Genomic DNA, 14,972 nt, shown 5'->3' on the forward strand with positions numbered 1-14,972 from the left:
ATTACTGTGCCTGAGTAGAACCGGCAGGCTTGGCCACCACAGGGGCGCCGGGACGAATTTTCTGCAGCCCTTCGATGATGAGCTTATCACCGGCCTGAAGACCTGAAGTGACGCGCCACTGGTGATCGATCACCTCGGCTGTGGTCACGTTACGGGCCTCAACCTGGCTTTCGGCATTCACCACCATGGCCACGGCTTCACCGCGGGTGTTGCGGGTAATGGCCTTTTGCGGCACCAGAATGGCACTCGGATCCACGCCTGTGTTCAGCATGGCGCGCACATACATGCCTGGCAGCAACACGTTGTCAGGGTTAGGGAATTCGGCGCGCAGGATCACTGAGCCTGTGTTCTCATCTACGCTCACCTCGGCAAATTGCAGCTTGCCTTTGTGCTCGTAAGTGGTGCCATCTTCCAGTACCAGCTGCACCTCGGCGTTATCGGCCGCCTGCAACTTACCGGCACGCAGCTTGGCCTTGAGGGCCAGCAGCTGAACACTGGACTGGGTGATATCAACGTTGATGGGGTCGAGCTGCTGGATGGTGGCCAGCACCTGTCCCTGGTTGGCGGTCACCAGTGCACCCGGGGTCACGGCAGATTTGCCGATACGGCCTGAAATAGGCGCCTGCACCTGGGTGTACTTGAGGTTAATCTCGGCGGTGTGCAGCTGGGCTTCGGCCACTTTCACCCGGGCGAGGGCTTCTTTGTAGCTGGCGTCGGCTTCGTCGAAGTCCTGTTTGGAGATAGCATTGGTTTTCACCAGCTTCTCGTAACGGGCGGCGCGGGCCTTGGCGCTGGCAAGGGATGCCTGGGCGCTGGCCAGATCGGCCTTGGCGCTTTCAAGCGTGGCCTTGTAGGTGGCGTCGTCAATTTTGTACAGCGACTGGCCTTCCTTCACTTCGCGACCTTCAACGAAGTTGCGCTCCATGACGATGCCGGACACCTGAGGACGCACTTCGGCTTCGAGGTAAGCACGGCTGCGGCCCGGCAGTTCCACCAGAATATTCTGGGCGGATGCCTTCACCTCAACCACGCCCACTTCCATGGGGGGACGCGCTTGCTGGGCGCCCTGCTGCGCTTCTTCCTGACCACAGGCACTGACCCACAGTACCAGGCCAACGGCGGAGGCAATTTTTAACATTTGCCGCATTGAAATCTCCTTTTTGTGTCTGGGCTAACGGGGTGGTGTAGATAAAAACACCTGGATACCCAGACAAATCGCCCATTTTTAATACTAAATTTATGATCCGCAAGTTATCTCACACAGGGGGCGCCAGCTCAAGTCAGCAAATGGCTGAAAAGTGTAAAGGAGTGCAAAAATTTCTTTTATTTGCATGTATTTAGCTATTTTTTAACATTTCATGGCAGCAAATTGTCTCCCGATAACCTGCCACATCAGTTGTTCATATTTCTTCATAATCTGTCGCGAGCTATTCACGTCCCCCGCCAAGGCCATTCATAACCCCTGCTTATGATTCGTTGCAGCGGGAGAACCCATTTCAACGAGGCAGTGATGATGAAATTGAACAAAACCCTGTTGGCGCTGGCCGCCATCGCATGTTCCAGCGGCGTTATGGCAGAAGAAGCCAAGGTCTTTGGCGGCACTCTGGGTGGCAAGCTGACTATCGCCAGCGACTATGTATTCCGTGGCGAATCCGAAACCATGGATGGCGATGTGCCAGCCATTCAGGGCACTCTGAGCTGGAGCAATGATGCCGGTTGGTATGCCGGCGTTTTCGGCTCCAACATCAAGTTTGCCGACCCCAATCTGGAAGTGGTGACCGGCCCCTTTATCGGCAAAGCCGGTGAGTTTGGTGATTCAGGTTTCACCTATGATGTGATGGTATTTTCTTACCTGTATCCCGGCGCTTCCTACAGCAACTACACCGAACTGTGGCTGAAGGTGGGTAAGCAATTTGGCAAGCTGAACATGCAGTTAGAGGTGACTCCAACGCTGGATGACTGGTTCGGCGTGGATGGCTGGCAAGGGGTGAACTATGCGGTGCACCCAAGCTACAGCTTCGACAATGGCATTCAGCTGTCCGGCTCTGTGGGGTATCAGGATCTCGACGGCGAAGGCGCCGAAGGCTGGGGTCACTGGAACCTGGGTGTGTCCAAGACCTGGGCAGGTTACACCCTGGATCTGCGTTACCACGGCAGCACAGTGGACACAGATCACAAGGTTTACGGCACCCAAACCGAGATTTTTGACGACCGTTTCGTCGTCGGCATCAGCAAGGCGTTTTAAATCCGGTTGTCACCCACGCCGCAGGCAATAATGCGGCTGACTTGAGCCAGCGTCCGGCCCGACTCAGCCTGCCAGTGGTTAAAAGCGGCCTGTGCCTGAGCCAGGCCCTTTTGGGTGGCAAGCCCTGCATCCACCAGACCGGTTGCCCTCAGATAGCCCTCCACGTCTGAGGTCAGCAGGAAGGTGTCTTTCCCGGTGGCGCGCAGGAAGTAAGGGCCGGTATTGCCCCCAAGCCTGGCGCCGCGCTTTTTGAGCACCTGCCACAAGGCGGTGATCTCTTCCCCGGGCCAGAGGCCGATATAACGTGCCAGACTGCCATGTTCAGCAGCAATTTCTTTCACCATCAAGGCATTGTCGTAGATGGCCCGGGTCTTTTTTTCATGGCGGATAAGGGCAGGGTCGCTGGCGCGGGCATCCAGTTGCTCCGGTGACATCAGCAAAATCTTCAGCGGATCGAAGCCAAAAAACGCCTCTTCATAGGCGGCCCATTTGGCGTCCACCACCTTCCACACAAAACCACTCTGAAAAATCTGCTTGCTCATGGCCGACAGTAACCGGTCATCAGAATATTCCTGATATTCGTCGGCCGACAAAGACTGTGGCAGCAGTGCCTCAAGCGCATCGACGCCGCCTTTTCGCTCGGCGGCGCGCTGATAAATACTGGCAAAGGATTCGATTTTCATGAACTTCCCTGAAACGATGAATGGCTTTGCCAGTGTACTTGCATGGGTGCCGTCAATCCAAGTGGTTGCGGCGAGCCGGGGTATTAGCCGAGGGCGGCAGCAATCACCTCGCGAAGGCTGCGGGGCTTGCGGCCGAGGATATGCGCCAAATCATCGCTGCGCGTATCGTATTCCCCTGCGGCAATGGCACGGCTGGCGCCGCCCAGCGCCTTGGCCAAAAAGCCGGGCAAACCCATTTGGCTCAGCGCAGCAATTTGCGCTTCCGGGCTGATTTCGTTGGTTTCAATTCGCTTACCTGTGAGCTTGCCAATGAGTTTGGCGATGTCGGCATAGGACAGCAGCTCAGGACCGGTGAACTCGTAAGTGCTGCCGATATGCTTATCGGCATCGGGTGTTGCCATCAGCAATCTGGCCAGCGCCTCGGCGATATCGGCCTTGCTCACAGGTGCAAAGCGGCCGTCGGCGGCTGCGTGGGTCAGGGCGCCGCTTTCCAGGGTATGGCCAAGGCTCATCAGTTGCAGCTCGGCATAAAAGGCGTTTCGCACCACAGTGGCTGGCACGCCCGAGGCGCGGATGGCGGCTTCAGTGGCGGCGTGGCTGGCGCCAAAGTCAAAGGCGCTGTCGAGACTGGGGGACTGGAAGCTGGTGTACAGCAGTTGGCTCACGCCGGCCTTTTTTGCGGCGGCGATAACGTTCAGATGTTGGGCCAGACGGGCATCGTTGGCGATGTTGCCGGAAATAAACAAGACTTTGGACACGCCCGTCATGGCGGCTTCGAGAGAGTCTTGTTGGTCGTAGTCGGCAAACAGGGTTTGGGCGCCTTCGGCCGCCAGTTTGGCAGGGGAGCGGCTGCCCAGGCGTACAGTTTCAGTGTTGCCGAGGGTTTGCAGGGCTGCTGTAGTCAGGCTGGCCAGTTCGCCACTTGCACCAAGGATCAGGATCATAATGTGTACCTCAAGGGTTGGGATTGATGAGGTGCTCAGTGTATTCCCGTGGCAAAAATTGATAATGAGTGATTTACTTATATCTTTGGTAATTAAAACTAAACAAAAGGACGGGCCATGGACGCATCCCAACTCTATCGCATGCTGGTGTTTGCCTCGGTTGTCGAGCAGGGTTCGCTGACCATGGCCGCCGAGGTGCTGGGAATAAGCCGCTCCATGGTGAGCCAGCACCTGAAAAAGCTGGAAGAACGTTTGGGCTGCGAGCTGCTGCATCGCACCACCCGCCGTATCAGCCTGACCGAGGATGGCCGTGAGTTTTTCCATTACTGCGGCGAATTGCTGCAACTGGCGCGTCAGGCCGAGGCGGTGACCCGTCCGGCGGATGAGCATCTGCACGGCAGTTTAAGGATCACCGCTCCTGTGGGCCTTGGCGAGCACGATCTGTTGCCGCTTATCGGTGAGTTTCACCAGCGCTATCCCAACATCCGCATGACCCTGCTGCTGGAAGACAACAAACTGAATTTGCTTGAACATCAAATTGATGTGGCCATTCAGGGCGGCTGGCCGGAAGACTCGGAATTCAGAGCCATCAAGCTTGGCAGTTTCGATGAGCAGCTGGTGGCGAGCCCGGCTTATGTGGCCGCCCACGGCAGGCCATTACACCCTGATAATCTCCAACATCATCAGTGGCTTGCCCATGCCTCCAGCCATCTTCCCAAGAGCTGGACCCTGCACAATGGTCAGGGTGAGGAATACCGGGTTAGGGTGACCCCTTTTATCAGCTGTAACAGCACCAATGGCCTGCTGGCGCTGACCTTACAGGGCCTGGGGGTGGCGATTCTGCCGGACAATCTGATAGGCCAACATCTGGCCTCAGGCGAGCTTGAACTCTTGCTGCCCGACTACCATTTGCGCGAAGGCGGCATCTACGCATTGCACCCCTACAAGGAGAACACTCCGCCACGGGTGCGGGTATTTATCGATTTTCTGAAACAGAAGCTGTTCAAATCTGCCTGAACGGGGCTAAATTTAAGGAAGGCGTAAATTTGCCTGTGCGGCAGCCGCCTTCTTAAAAGGGCGTATGCAATGGGGGCCAGATTCCATGGAGCTCTTCTACCATCCGCTTTCCCGTTACTCCCAAAAGGTACTTCTTGGGCTGTACGAGAAACAGGCGAACTTCTATCCCAGGGTCACTGAACTCAGAGACCCCTTGCAGCGTCAGGCCTTCAGTAACCTCTACCCCCTGTGTAAGCTGCCGCTGCTCAAATGCGTTGATGGCAGTTTGCTGCCGGAATCCACCATCATTATTGAATACCTCGACCACCATATTCATGGCGGCACCAGGCTGCTGCCGGTGGATGACAATGACCGTCTGCGGGTCAGGCTGTGGGACAGGATCCTCGATAACGATGTCAGCAATCAGTTGTTTTTGCTGGAACAGCAACTGAGCATGGCGCCTGAACATCGCAACGAGTTGGCAATGGCGCAGGTGCGCCAAAAGCTGCTGCAGGTGTTTGCGGGTATAGATGAGGAGCTTGCCAACAGCCACTGGCTGGTGGGTGATGGCTTTACCCTGGCTGACTGTGCGCTGCTGCCTTGTCTGGAACCGGCGTTCGAGCTGATGGATTTGCTGGATTTGGAAAATCTCTGCCGCTACCGCCAGCAGGCCAAGCTAAGAGGCGCCTGGGAGCTGGTGGCAGAGGAGGCGGCACTGGCCGCCGCCGCGGAAGTCACAGGGCTGAAACTTATCCCTTAACCTCAGGTATTGCGCTCTTTTTTGAGCTGCAGGAAGGCCTTCCACTTTTGCACTTCGGGTGACAGGGCTGGCGCCTCGCCCTCATAACCTGCTTCCCGTACCAGCTCGCTGATGGGCACCTGCTTGCGATTACACACAAACACCCCGCGTACATGCACTATGCAATGCAGGCCACGCTCGCTGACAAAGCGCTGATCAATATAAAAATACTTTTCATCCCAACCCACTACGCGGCTCTCGATGGTGAACTTTTGCAGTGGCTTGATATCGCGGATGTAGGTGAATTCGGCGGCATTGACTATGGGCATCCACTTCAGCTTCAAAAAGCGTTTCAGCAGGCCCATTTCCGCCAGCATGTGGGTGCGGGCCAGATCCATAAAGGCCGGATAGCGGCTGTTGGTCAGGTGCATGTTGATGTCGCAGTCTGACGGCAGCGCCCGGTATTCGATGCGGCTTACATCGAGGAATCCAATGCGATTGCAGTGGCGAACACGCCATAAAAACAACCAGATAAGTCGAAAGTACAGGTTCATGGATCTATGTATTAGAGTAATTGCGTAAAGCTGAAGGCTATCAGAGGTCGTACCTGCAAGCAATCGAGTCGGAGAAAGGGGGGCGGCGTATGCTGTCAGTTGACCAACAAAAAGGGCGCCGCAGCGCCCTTTGATGTTTCTAAACCTCAGTGTCAGTGACTGATACCGCTGTGACGCAGCAGCGCGTCTGTGTTGGGTTCGCGGCCCATAAAGCGGCGGAACAGCTCCATAGGCTCTTCGCTGCCACCCATCTCGAGGATGTTGGTCAGGAAGGCGCGGCCGGTCTCTGGGTTGAAAATCCCTTCATCTTCAAAGCGCGAGAAGGCATCTGCCGACAGCACTTCGGCCCATTTGTAGCTGTAGTAACCGGCAGCATAACCGCCGGCAAAAATGTGCGAGAAGCTGTGCTGGAAGCGGTTGAAGCTGGGGGGGATCACCACAGCAACCTGCTGACGCACTTCATCCAGGGTTTCCTGAATACGGGCGCCGTCTTCACTGTTGTATTCCAGGTGCAGGCGGAAATCGAACAGCGAGAACTCCAGCTGGCGCACCATCATCATGGCCGACTGAAAGTTTTTCGCCGCCAGCATCTTGTCCAGCATGCTCTTGGGCAGTGGCTCACCGGTTTCAAAGTGGCCGGAGATTTCCTGCAAGGCTTCTTCTTCCCAGCACCAGTTTTCCATGAACTGACTTGGCAGTTCTACCGCATCCCAGGGCACACCATTGATGCCGGACACGCCCGCCACATCGACCTTGGTCAGCATATGGTGAATGCCGTGGCCAAATTCGTGGAACAGGGTTACTACTTCGTCGTGGGTGAACAGCGCTGGCTTGCCGCCCACCGGGCCGTTGAAGTTACAGGTGAGATAGGCAACCGGGCGTTGCAGTTCACCGCCACTGATGCGCCGTACCCGACACTCGTCCATCCATGCGCCGCCGCGTTTGCCGCTGCGGGCGTATAAATCGAGGTAGAAGCTGCCTCTGTGCTCACCGTCGGCATCAAAAATATGGAAGAAACGCACGTCTTTATGCCAGCGGTCGAACTCGGTTTGCTCTTCGATTTTCAGTCCAAACAGGCGCTCAACCGTGTGGAACAGACCGCTCAGTACTCTGTTTTCCGGGAAATAGGGGCGCAGTTCTTCCTGGGAGATTTCGTATCTGTGCTGTTTGAGCTTTTCGCCATAGAAGCTCAAGTCCCATGCCTTGAGGTCAGTGGCGCCATATTCGCTGGCGGCAAATGCCTTGAGTTCATCCAGCTCTTTTTTGGCCTGTGGGCGCGAGTGCAGCGCCAGTTCGTTTAAGAAGCTGATGACCTGGGCCGGGGTCTCGGCCATTTTGGTGGCCAGCGACTTGTGGGCAAAGCTTTCAAAGCCGAGCAGGGTTGCCAGTTCATGGCGCAGTGCCAGCAGCTCTTCCATCAGCGGGCTATTGTCGAACTTGCCGGCATTGGGGCCCTGATCGGATGCGCGGGTAACGAAGGCGGTGTAGCACTCTTCACGCAGCTCACGGTTTTCGCAGTACATCATCACCGGCAGGTAAGACGGGAAGTCGAGGGTGAACAGATAGCCCTGCAATTCTTTGTCTTCGGCCATGGCTTTGGCGGCGGCCAGGGCTGACTCGGGCAGCCCTTTAAGCTCGGCTTCGTCGGTGATGAGTTTGGTCCAGGCGTGGGTGGCATCCAGCACCTGATTGGAGAAACTGCTGGAAAGCTCCGACAGACGCTTGACGATGTCGCCGTAGCGAGCCTTCTTGGCATCGTCCAGGCCAATGCCCGACAGCTCGAAGTCACGCAGGGCGTGTTCAATCAGAGTTTGTTTGGCCCGCGGCAGAGTTTTGAATTCGTCTGAGCCATGCAGGGTTTTGTAGGCCTGATACAGGCCCTCGTGCTGACCAACGAAGGTGCCGTATTCAGATAACAGTGGCAAACAGGCATCGTGGGCGGCGCGCCATTCTTCGGTGCTGAGCACGGAATTCATGTGGGATACCGGAGACCAGAGCTTGCTCAGGCGGTCGTCGACCTCTTCGAGCGGCGCCACCAGTCCCTGCCAGCTGAAGTCGCCAGCCGCCAGTACGCGTTCTATCTCGGCGCGGCAGTGGCCTATGGCCAGCTCAACAGCGCTTTGGATGTGCTCGGGTTTAATGGCCGAAAACGGCGGCAGCTTGGAAGGCTCAAGCAGTGGATTGGTCATTGGGTATCCTTTTCTCTGTAAGGAAAGGGCGAGTCCTGTGATGGCTGAGCCATGGCAGAAGCGGCTTGCACCTTTGTGAGTATCGATAGGGGATAAATAGGGGCTGGCAGACAATTTATCAAGGCCGCCGGGCACTTGTTACGCATTCCTAACAAGTCATCCCGCCAAAAACCGTGAGCAGAATCCCGAAACGGATTTACGCTTAATTTACAATGTCATCTTTGCTAACGGTGCCGCAAATGCAAGCTATTCGCATTTACTCTCGCATTGGCGGGCATAAGATCGCAGCAGATCAAGCGTAGTTTCAGGATGGGTGAAATGAACGGGGCAAAATCGATGTTGGCGCTGGCCTTGGGGTTGGTGACCTTACCTGCCGTGGCGTTGGAGCCAAGTTTTGTGGTGGATGTTGGCTGGGACAGCCGTTATATCACCGAAGGGCGCGACAATCTCAACAAAGGCGGCATTGGCTGGGGCGCTTTGGCGGCCAGTTTTGGTGATTTGACCACTTACGCCCTGGTTGGCCGTGCCGACAGTGAACACTACACCGAATGGAATCTTGGTTTCGAATATGCCCTGCACCTGCATGAGGATATCGAAGCCTTTGTCGGCCTGCAGCGCATTGAAAGCTACGGCGATGAGCGTTGCAGCGACAACGAGTTGTTTGCCGAAATGGCTTATGTGCGCTGGGACTATCTGGTGCCCTCGGTGGCCTACACCTACAGCACCGAGGCCGGTGGCTATTTTGTGGAACTGAGTCTGCACAGTAACTGGCATGTGAGTGAACGCCTTACCCTGAGTCCCTACATCACTCAGGGATTGGACTACCAATACGTGACCGAGGCGCACAATGGTCGCAACCACCTGCAATTTGGGCTTGAGGCTGAGTATGTGCTTGCCGATGGGCTTGCTATCACAGGGCATGTCAGTCGCAGCCATGCCGGACACGACATTACCCTGGAGCTGGGGGACGACGCGCTGGATGAAACCTTCGCCGGTGTCCATCTCAATTGGGCGTTTTAACCGCCGTTGACTAAACTTGGTTTCTGAGGCCCCGTTCGGGGCTGCGCTGCCAAGGCCGCAGGATGTGGCCTCACCGGAGGACAAGGAATGTCAACTATCCCGCTGGCGCCATCTGCTGCGCCCAATCATCTCAAGTTTGCCCTTTTTCTGTGTTTCTCGCTGCTGACGCCCTGGGCTGTAGCGGGGGAATACCAGTCCCTTATTGAGCCCGGACAAAACACCAAGAGTACAGAGCCTGAAGCCCTCGCCCGCTTGGATGCGTCAAAGGGGCAGAGTTCTGTTACCAAGCAAAGTACTCTTTCCAATCAAAGTGCTTTGCCGGAGAAGCCCGCTGCCATCGACAGTCAGGGGCGCCAGCTAAGTATTCCCCATGCTGCTCAACCGGGGATGGAATTCAGCGGCCGCGATTATGTTGACCATGCCAAAAAGCAGGGGCGTCGCAGCGACAACAATCGGCCCAAGCGACGGGTGAGCAGCAAAACGGTTGCCGCCAGATCCTACGTGGCCGACGACCCCAACTGCCGCTGGCTGGATAACCGTATGGGGCAACTCGAAAAGCTGCTGACCTCCCGTGGGGCGGGCGAGCATCATGGCGATGAGCTTAAAGCAAGGCAAAAGGAATGGCGTTGTCTTAAGTGTGGCAGCAATGGCCCGCGTCAGGGCGACCATGACCGCTGCATGTATCGGCGCTGAGTTTCGTTGGCGCCGAGTAAACTGCGCTGAGCGCAACAAAGCAGGCCTGGGGCCGGTCTTTGGTTGCTGCGGGAGCAACCCGGATGGCGCCTCGCTTCCATCCGGACAAAAAGCTCCCTACAATTGAGCCCTTACCTCGTCGTTCACAACGGAGATTTCCATGGCCCAACACTACGATTATATCTGTCTGGGAGCAGGCAGTGGCGGCATTGCATCCGCCAACCGCGCTGCTATCCGGGGCGCCAAGGTCCTTTTGATTGAAGCCAAACACGTGGGCGGAACCTGCGTGAACGTGGGCTGTGTGCCCAAAAAGGTGATGTGGTACGGCGCCCAGGTAGCTGAAGCCATGCACCTGTATGCCAAAGACTATGGTTTTGATGTTGAAGTAAAAAACTTTGACTGGAACACCCTGGTTGCCAGCCGTGAAGCCTATATCGAGCGTATTCACGCCGCCTATGGCCGTGGTTTTACCGGCAATGGTGTTACTTTGGTAGAGGGCTACGGCCGCTTCAAAGATAACCGCACCATCGAAGTGAATGGCGAAGAATACACCGCCGATCATATTCTTATCGCCACCGGTGGTCGCCCAAGCATTCCCAATATCCCGGGTGCTGAGCACGGTATCGATTCCAACGGCTTCTTTGCCCTCGACGCCCAGCCCAAGCGGGTTGCCGTGGTTGGTGCTGGCTATATCGCCGTCGAAATCGCCGGTGTGCTGCATGCCCTCGGCAGTGAAACCCATTTGCTGGTGCGCAAGCACTCACCACTGCGCAGCTTCGACCCCATGCTGAGCCAGGCGCTGGTTGATGCCATGGCTGAAAACGGCCCGACTCTGCACACCCATGCCGTACCCAAGGCCGTGGAAAAACACGCCGACGGCAGCCTGACTCTGCAACTGGAAAACGGCGAGTCCATCACTGTGGATTGCCTGATCTGGGCCATTGGCCGCGAACCTGCCACCGACAAGATTGGCCTTGAAAACACCGACGTTAAGTTGGATGAGCGCGGCTACGTGCTGGTGGATGAGTGGCAAAACACCAGCGCCGAAGGCATCTACTGTGTCGGAGATATCATTGCCGGTGGCATTGAACTTACCCCGGTGGCGGTGAAAGCCGGTCGCTTCCTGTCTGAGCGCCTGTTCGGCGGTCAGGCCAATGCCAAGATGGACTACAGCCTGGTACCCACAGTGGTATTCAGCCATCCGCCCATCGGCACCATGGGCCTGAGTGAGCCCGATGCCAAGGCGCAATATGGTGATGATCAGGTGAAGGTATACACCTCAAGCTTCACTTCCATGTATACCGCAGTAACTGCCCATCGTCAGGCCTGCAAAATGAAGCTGGTATGTGCCGGTCCCGACGAAAAAGTCGTGGGTATCCACGGTATTGGCTTTGGTATGGACGAAATCCTTCAGGGCTTCGGTGTGGCCATCAAGATGGGCGCCACCAAGGCCGACTTCGATGCCGTGGTGGCCATTCACCCCACTGGCGCCGAAGAGTTCGTGACCATGCGCTGATAGCAGGGTCAGTCTTGAACCAGACAAAAAGCCGCTCTTTGAGCGGCTTTTTGCGGTCTGAAACTTTGTTAACTGGTCAGCCTGTAGCGAGTGTGGCACCTTGGTTAGACGCTCGGTAAAAGAGCGGACATTAAGCCCGGATTAACTGCGAAAGGATTGCGCCGTGATAGATCATCTGAGTACCTACGCCAGCGACTATATTGCCAGCCGCGACTTTTATATTGCCGCCTTCAGGCCGCTGGCTTATCCCATGTTATTTGAAGAGCTGACCAGCTGGGATGCCGACTGGCCGACCCGGCGCATGTGTGCCTTTGGCCCCGAGGGTAAACCCGTGTTTTGGGTGATAGAAACCCGAGATGCAGCCTCGCCGCGCCACACCGCATTTGTGGCGCCAAACCGCGCTGCCGTTGCAGCCTTTCATCAGGCGGGTCTGGCGGCCGGAGGGCAAGACAACGGCGCTCCGGGCCTCCGGCCCATCTACCATGAGCACTATTTCGGCGCCTTCCTGCTGGACCCTGACGGAAATAACGTGGAAGCCGTCTGCCATGTGCCCGAATAAGAATTTGCGCTCGCGTTTTGGCAACATTGCTGCCGTGGCGCTGCTGATCCCGCTGATGATGTGGGGCTTTTGGAGCGAGTCGCCGCTACTGCCGGTAACAGGCGCGGCCAGTAAAGATTGGCACCCGGATACCTTCTGGTACGAGCCATGGGGCAGCTCTGGGGTACACAAGGGCATGGATATCTTTGCCCCCAAGGGGCAGATGCTTGTGGCCCCTGTGCCTATGCTCAGGCTATGGCGCGGCGAGCTCAGTAAGGGCGGTAAGGTGATATTGGCACTTGGGCCGGGCTTTAAGCTGCACTATTTTGCCCATCTGGACAGTTTCGAAGGCAATGGCTGGTGGCTGGCTGCAGGCAGCCCGATTGGCACCGTGGGTGACAGCGGCAATGCTAAAGGTAAACCGCCGCACCTGCACTACAGTCTGGTGAGTCTGCTCCCCAGGCCCTGGCGGCTGGATTTCACCACCCAGGGCTATAAAAAGGTGTTTTACCTCGACCCGGTGGAGTATTTTTCCCACTCCGGTATCTGACCTTGGCACTGCCAAGCAGGCGTTCAGCCACGGCGTAAGTCACAGTCTGATGCTTTAGTATTCCCTGGGTTTTCTGTGTTTTCATTGCTCGCGATAATCACTTCAATGTAATGATTTTATTGGCAATAGATTTAAATTCCTGTTGCCAATTCTGAGGCGCAATCAAACGGTTTTGGGATCTGCCCCTTAAGTCACAGAAATACCTGTTCGCCCATGACAGGGATCGCGTTTTGGCGCCAATACCATGGCTAGACTGCGACGGTTTGTCTGTACCCGGAAACCTGCCATGGAAATTATTATCAGTATTATCGGCATGCTGGCGCTCATCGCGCTGGCGGTGCTGCTTTCGGAAAATCGCCGCGCTATTCGCCTTCGTACCGTGCTCGGCGCGCTCGCCTTTCAAATCGCCTTTGGCGCCTTCGTGATGTATGTACCCGCCGGTCAGGTGGTGCTGGACGCCGCCTCCAAGGGTGTGATGCATGTGATCAACTACGGCAACGAGGGGCTTGGGTTTCTCTTTGGCGATCTGGCCCGCTTCGGCATGGGCTTTATCTTCGTGATTAACGTGCTGTGCGTGGTGGTGTTTATCAGCTCGCTGATCGCGGTGCTCTATTACCTCGGCATCATGCAGTGGGTGATTGGCATCATAGGCGGCGCCCTGTCACGCCTGCTCGGCACCAGCCGCGCCGAGTCACTGTCTGCCACCGCCAACATTTTCGTTGGTCCTATCGAAGCGCCGTCCATGGTGCGCCCCTTCGTGCGCCGCATGACCCGCTCTGAGCTGTTTGCGGTGATGACCGGTGGTCTTGCCTCAGTGGCCGGCGGCACCATGATTGGTTACATCCAGATGGGGGTGGACGTGAAGTATGTGCTCACCGCCGCCTTTATGACGGCGCCTGCCGGGCTGCTGTTTGCCAAGCTGATGTGGCCGGAAACCGAAACGCCCATCAACGATATCAACAAGGTGCTGGACGAGCAGGACGACAAGCCCGCCAACGTGCTGGACGCTGCTGCAGGCGGCGCGGCCATGGGCATGCAGCAGGTGCTGGCGGTATCGGCACTGTTGCTGGCGTTTGTGGCGCTGGTGGCGCTGCTCAACGGCATGATTGGCGGTATAGGTAACTGGTTTGGTATCGACAATCTGTCGCTGCAGATGATGCTTGGGTATGTATTGGCACCGCTTGCCTGGCTGATGGGCGTGCCCTGGAGCGAAGCGACTCAGGCAGCAAGCTTTATCGGCCAGAAGATGGTGATCAACGAGTTTGTTGCCTACATGGATTTCCTGAAAGTCGCCGATGGGCTGTCGCCCAAGACCCAGGTGATCATCAGCTTTGCCCTGTGCGGCTTTGCCAATATCGGCTCGCTGGCCATGGTGATTGGCGGGCTGTCGGCCCTGTGCCCCGAGCGGCGCCACGACCTTGGTCAAATCGGCATGAAGGCACTTATCGCAGCGGCACTGGCCAACCTGATGAGCGGCACCATCGCCGGCTTACTTTTCAGCATCGGAGGTTAACCATGACACCCCATATCAATGCGCCCCAAGGGGCGTTTGCCGACACAGTGTTGATGCCCGGCGATCCGCTGCGGGCTAAATTTATTGCCGAGCAGTTTCTCGATAACGCGGTGCAGGTCACCGATGTGCGTAATATGCTGGGCTTCACCGGCGAGTATCGCGGCAAGCGGATTTCGGTGATGGGCTCAGGCATGGGTATTCCGTCTATTTCGATTTATGCCCGCGAGCTGATTGTCGACTATGGCGTAAAAAATATCATCCGTATCGGTTCCTGCGGCGCCGTGAGCAACGATATCAAGCTGATGGATGTGGTCATGGCCATGGGTGCCAGCACCGACTCAGGCGTTAATCGCTCAAGGTTCCCAGGCACTGACTTCGCTATGCTGGCGGATTTTAATCTGCTGCGTCACGCAGTAACCGCGGCCGAAAATCAGGGGGTGTCTTTCAGGGTGGGTAACATTTATTCATCTGACTTGTTTTACTGCGCCGATGAAAGCCGTTACGACCTGATGGAAAAATACGGCATTCTTGGGGTCGAGATGGAGGCTGCCGGGCTCTATGGCGTGGCCGCCGAAACCGGTGCCCGGGCGATGGCGATGATGACGGTGACCGATCATCTACGTCAGGGACTGCACCTGAGCGCAGAGGAGCGGCAGCAGACTCTGTGCGACATGATTAGGCTCACTCTGGAAGCCGCCTGTCAGCTCGACTGATTGCCCCATTCCAATTCTAAGCCGCTCTGTGAGCGGCTTTTTTTGCGCGCGCAAAAGGCCGCTTCAACGCTGATGAGCA

General features: G+C 56.6%; 15 protein-coding genes. 10 read left to right on the plus strand and 5 right to left on the minus strand.

What is annotated here, in order from left to right:
* Position 1: 1 nt before the first annotated feature.
* On the minus strand, positions 2 to 1,147 hold the full coding sequence (locus tag MJ923_RS12395) for an efflux RND transporter periplasmic adaptor subunit (RefSeq protein WP_240591369.1): 1,146 nt from the start codon (positions 1,145 to 1,147) through the stop codon (positions 2 to 4).
* A gap of 363 nt (positions 1,148 to 1,510) precedes the next feature.
* Between MJ923_RS12395 and MJ923_RS12400 the strand changes: the two genes are divergently transcribed.
* Positions 1,511 to 2,245, plus strand: a complete 735-nt coding sequence (locus MJ923_RS12400; RefSeq protein WP_126168735.1) for a TorF family putative porin — start codon at positions 1,511 to 1,513, stop codon at positions 2,243 to 2,245.
* On the opposite strand, the gene MJ923_RS12405 is transcribed toward MJ923_RS12400, so the two are convergent.
* On the minus strand, positions 2,242 to 2,928 hold the full coding sequence (locus MJ923_RS12405; RefSeq protein ID WP_126168734.1) for a DNA-3-methyladenine glycosylase I: 687 nt from the start codon (positions 2,926 to 2,928) through the stop codon (positions 2,242 to 2,244). The genes MJ923_RS12400 and MJ923_RS12405 overlap by 4 nt on opposite strands.
* Before the next feature lie 83 nt (positions 2,929 to 3,011).
* Positions 3,012 to 3,872 (minus strand): SDR family oxidoreductase, encoded by an 861-nt coding sequence (locus MJ923_RS12410; RefSeq protein WP_240591370.1) that lies wholly within the window; start codon positions 3,870 to 3,872, stop codon positions 3,012 to 3,014.
* 117 nt (positions 3,873 to 3,989) lie between these two features.
* On the opposite strand from MJ923_RS12410, the gene MJ923_RS12415 reads away from it, so the two are divergent.
* Together MJ923_RS12415 and MJ923_RS12420 are read left to right on the plus strand one after the other, a co-directional pair.
* Positions 3,990 to 4,889 carry a LysR family transcriptional regulator gene (locus tag MJ923_RS12415; RefSeq protein WP_240591371.1) on the plus strand — a complete coding sequence of 300 codons (900 nt, stop codon included), beginning with the start codon at positions 3,990 to 3,992 and terminating at the stop codon, positions 4,887 to 4,889.
* Positions 4,890 to 4,974: 85 nt separating this feature from the next.
* Positions 4,975 to 5,628, plus strand: coding sequence for a glutathione S-transferase family protein (locus MJ923_RS12420; RefSeq protein ID WP_240591372.1), 654 nt, complete (start codon positions 4,975 to 4,977; stop codon positions 5,626 to 5,628).
* A 2-nt stretch (positions 5,629 to 5,630) separates the two neighbouring features.
* Here MJ923_RS12420 and MJ923_RS12425 read toward each other — a convergent pair whose 3' ends face one another.
* Both MJ923_RS12425 and prlC read right to left on the minus strand, forming a co-directional pair.
* Positions 5,631 to 6,161 carry a thioesterase family protein gene (locus MJ923_RS12425; RefSeq protein ID WP_240591373.1) on the minus strand — a complete coding sequence of 177 codons (531 nt, stop codon included), beginning with the start codon at positions 6,159 to 6,161 and terminating at the stop codon, positions 5,631 to 5,633.
* 152 nt (positions 6,162 to 6,313) lie between these two features.
* Positions 6,314 to 8,350, minus strand: a complete 2,037-nt coding sequence (gene prlC / locus MJ923_RS12430) for an oligopeptidase A (RefSeq protein ID WP_240591374.1) — start codon at positions 8,348 to 8,350, stop codon at positions 6,314 to 6,316.
* Positions 8,351 to 8,668: 318 nt separating this feature from the next.
* Between prlC and MJ923_RS12435 the strand changes: the two genes are divergently transcribed.
* The 7 genes from MJ923_RS12435 (at position 8,669) to deoD (ending at position 14,893) form a co-directional block, all read left to right on the plus strand.
* Positions 8,669 to 9,370, plus strand: a complete 702-nt coding sequence (locus MJ923_RS12435) for a hypothetical protein (protein ID WP_240591375.1) — start codon at positions 8,669 to 8,671, stop codon at positions 9,368 to 9,370.
* An 87-nt stretch (positions 9,371 to 9,457) separates the two neighbouring features.
* The gene (locus MJ923_RS12440; protein WP_240591376.1) at positions 9,458 to 10,063 is read left to right on the plus strand and encodes a hypothetical protein; all 606 of its coding nucleotides are present in this window, start codon (positions 9,458 to 9,460) and stop codon (positions 10,061 to 10,063) included.
* A gap of 160 nt (positions 10,064 to 10,223) precedes the next feature.
* Positions 10,224 to 11,579 (plus strand): glutathione-disulfide reductase, encoded by a 1,356-nt coding sequence (gene gorA, locus MJ923_RS12445; RefSeq protein ID WP_240591377.1) that lies wholly within the window; start codon positions 10,224 to 10,226, stop codon positions 11,577 to 11,579.
* 163 nt (positions 11,580 to 11,742) lie between these two features.
* Entirely contained in the window at positions 11,743 to 12,138 is a 396-nt protein-coding gene (locus tag MJ923_RS12450) for a VOC family protein (protein ID WP_240591378.1), read from the plus strand.
* On the plus strand, positions 12,125 to 12,667 hold the full coding sequence (locus MJ923_RS12455; protein WP_240591379.1) for a M23 family metallopeptidase: 543 nt from the start codon (positions 12,125 to 12,127) through the stop codon (positions 12,665 to 12,667). The genes MJ923_RS12450 and MJ923_RS12455 overlap by 14 nt, the downstream gene beginning before the upstream one ends.
* 286 nt (positions 12,668 to 12,953) lie before the next feature.
* Positions 12,954 to 14,180: a NupC/NupG family nucleoside CNT transporter gene (locus tag MJ923_RS12460; protein ID WP_240591380.1), complete on the plus strand. Its 1,227-nt coding sequence runs from the start codon at positions 12,954 to 12,956 to the stop codon at positions 14,178 to 14,180.
* Between the two features lie 2 nt (positions 14,181 to 14,182).
* Complete coding sequence (gene deoD / locus MJ923_RS12465; RefSeq protein WP_240591381.1) at positions 14,183 to 14,893, plus strand: purine-nucleoside phosphorylase; 711 nt, start codon at positions 14,183 to 14,185, stop codon at positions 14,891 to 14,893.
* The last annotated feature ends 79 nt before the right edge of the window (positions 14,894 to 14,972 follow it).

Source organism: Shewanella zhuhaiensis, from assembly GCF_022484835.1.
Classification (GTDB): Bacteria; Pseudomonadota; Gammaproteobacteria; order Enterobacterales; family Shewanellaceae; genus Shewanella; species Shewanella khirikhana.

Bases quoted from the DNA above. Each gene is read 5' to 3' on its own strand.
- MJ923_RS12395 (WP_240591369.1), bottom strand. From the start codon at position 1,147: ATGCGGCAAATGTTAAAAATTGCCTCCGCCGTTGGCCTGGTACTGTGG.
- MJ923_RS12400 (WP_126168735.1), top strand. From the start codon at position 1,511: ATGATGAAATTGAACAAAACCCTGTTGGCGCTGGCCGCCATCGCATGT.
- MJ923_RS12405 (WP_126168734.1), bottom strand. From the start codon at position 2,928: ATGAAAATCGAATCCTTTGCCAGTATTTATCAGCGCGCCGCCGAGCGA.
- MJ923_RS12410 (WP_240591370.1), bottom strand. From the start codon at position 3,872: ATGATCCTGATCCTTGGTGCAAGTGGCGAACTGGCCAGCCTGACTACA.
- MJ923_RS12415 (WP_240591371.1), top strand. From the start codon at position 3,990: ATGGACGCATCCCAACTCTATCGCATGCTGGTGTTTGCCTCGGTTGTC.
- MJ923_RS12420 (WP_240591372.1), top strand. From the start codon at position 4,975: ATGGAGCTCTTCTACCATCCGCTTTCCCGTTACTCCCAAAAGGTACTT.
- MJ923_RS12425 (WP_240591373.1), bottom strand. From the start codon at position 6,161: ATGAACCTGTACTTTCGACTTATCTGGTTGTTTTTATGGCGTGTTCGC.
- prlC (WP_240591374.1), bottom strand. From the start codon at position 8,350: ATGACCAATCCACTGCTTGAGCCTTCCAAGCTGCCGCCGTTTTCGGCC.
- MJ923_RS12435 (WP_240591375.1), top strand. From the start codon at position 8,669: ATGAACGGGGCAAAATCGATGTTGGCGCTGGCCTTGGGGTTGGTGACC.
- MJ923_RS12440 (WP_240591376.1), top strand. From the start codon at position 9,458: ATGTCAACTATCCCGCTGGCGCCATCTGCTGCGCCCAATCATCTCAAG.
- gorA (WP_240591377.1), top strand. From the start codon at position 10,224: ATGGCCCAACACTACGATTATATCTGTCTGGGAGCAGGCAGTGGCGGC.
- MJ923_RS12455 (WP_240591379.1), top strand. From the start codon at position 12,125: ATGTGCCCGAATAAGAATTTGCGCTCGCGTTTTGGCAACATTGCTGCC.
- MJ923_RS12460 (WP_240591380.1), top strand. From the start codon at position 12,954: ATGGAAATTATTATCAGTATTATCGGCATGCTGGCGCTCATCGCGCTG.
- deoD (WP_240591381.1), top strand. From the start codon at position 14,183: ATGACACCCCATATCAATGCGCCCCAAGGGGCGTTTGCCGACACAGTG.